This is a genomic window from Neglectibacter sp. X4 (assembly GCF_009917365.1).
Classification (GTDB): domain Bacteria; phylum Bacillota; class Clostridia; order Oscillospirales; family Acutalibacteraceae; genus Acutalibacter.
In genome coordinates, this window is record NZ_QWLE01000026.1 from 1 (window position 1) to 1,729 (window position 1,729).

Annotated in this window: 1 protein-coding gene; it reads right to left on the reverse strand. The window is 63.3% G+C overall.

Features of this window, described 5'->3' with window-relative positions; genetic code table 11:
• Positions 1–171: 171 nt before the first annotated feature.
• Positions 172–1,729: DUF6273 domain-containing protein (locus tag D1841_RS10090; RefSeq protein WP_237077167.1), on the reverse strand; the 1,558-nt coding region annotated here is incomplete at its 5' end.

The window sequence follows — 1,729 nt, forward strand, 5'->3', positions numbered from 1 at the left end:
GGCTCGGTCGGTTCGCACATGTGTGCCACTGGCACACGCTCGCCCCCCTCTCATACGGGGATGAACTAACCGCCTTTTATGTATACAGCGTCCTCCAGCGCAAATCCGCGCCTGCCCCTCTTTCGGAGGGGCATTTTTTATTATAGCTGTGCTGTTGGATTTTGTCAAACCTCAGCTCAGGCCCAGGCCCACAGCCCGCACAGATATTTCCCCGGTGGCAGACCAGGCCTCTATGGTGATATGGAGCCGCACGGCCCACTGTTCAGCAGACTTGTGCTGGTTCTGGAACTGCCAGGTTTCCCCTTTCTCATAGGCCTCTGTGCAGTCCTCCCACACAGGAAGGGCGTCGTCACCGTTGTTGCAGGCCAGGATCCTCACCTGCGCCTGGGGGTCTATGGACGCGGACAGCAGGGGGAACACATACCGGGGCCGCTGGGTACGCCGGGCGGGCAGGGTCTTAAACTCCAGGATATCCCCGGTGCGCAGGGGCACAATGCCGGAATAGGCGGCATAGCTGCTGCCAGCCTGATCCGTAGCGCTCACCCTGGCATACAAGTCTGCGTTTAAGGGCAGGCCTGCAATGGGCAGGCGAAACAGGGCGCCCGCGTCATCTTCCCCCGCAGCCTGGGCGGGCTGCCAGCCTGTGCCGTCCCACTTTTCCAGCCCCTCTGTAAAGCGCGACACCCCGGAAGAAAAAGAGGGATCCGGGGTCACCTCCGCCTGGAAAAACTGCATATCCCCTTCCGCGTCGGCGGCAGGCAGGAACTCCAGATAAAAGCCGGTTTTCACCCGCTGGCCTGCCTGGGGCGAGGAAATCCGGGGCGCGTCGGGCCGCTGGTTAAACACCAGCACAAAGCAGCCGTCCTTATCCTGCATATTGGATACAGTCAATTCCCCAGGCAGGCACCCCATGGGAAGGACGCCCGCCTGCCCATAGTAAGGCGGCTCGCTGGTATACGTGTTGCTGCTTGCCTGGTAGACGGCGGCAGTGTTGACGCTGGCCCGCAGCCAGAACCGCCAGGGGGTTTCGCTGTCCGCGGGCTTTGAGGAGGAAGCGTTCGCGGCCAGGCCTTCCGGCGTGAAGCACCGCTCCCGGTTCCAGGCGTTCTGGAAGATGGCAAGGGGCGCCCCTTCCTCTGCCGGCAGGTTCCCCAGCCCCAGCTCTGTGGGGGAGGGCAGGCAGAGCCTGTCCCGCAGCAGCTCCGTCTGATTTGCTCCGGTACCCAGGTCGGCAGTTACCGCCACCGGCAGCAGGGCCGACCGGAAGGAGGGCGACAGGCCATGCATAAACCCAGCCTCCCCGTCATAGGCGTTGCCGTAAGGGGCGTAGGCATTGGCCCCTGCGGGCGGATTGTCTGAAACGTGCTGGGGCATATACCACTGGCCCGGTCCTGCGGCGCTGCACAGCCACTGGCGGATGTTGGAGTAGCCATACCGGGGATTGCCGTTTGGCAGGCCCGACTCGGCCCCGTCAAAGGGCTTTGCGCACAAAAGGCGCTGGGACAGGATGGTTACGGATCCGGCGGGATGGCCCTCATGGTTTATGCCCGCCACCTGCCAGATAATGGGACTGCCCAGATATCTGCTGTCCGGGTCTTTTATTTTGTCAAAGACGGACAGTTCCTTCAGGGAAACCGTACCCCGCTGGGCCGCAGGGCGCCAGCTCCCATCCTCCCCCCGGCCCTCCCGCAGGGGCGTTTCCGGGCCGAGAATGAAGCAGGGCCGCACA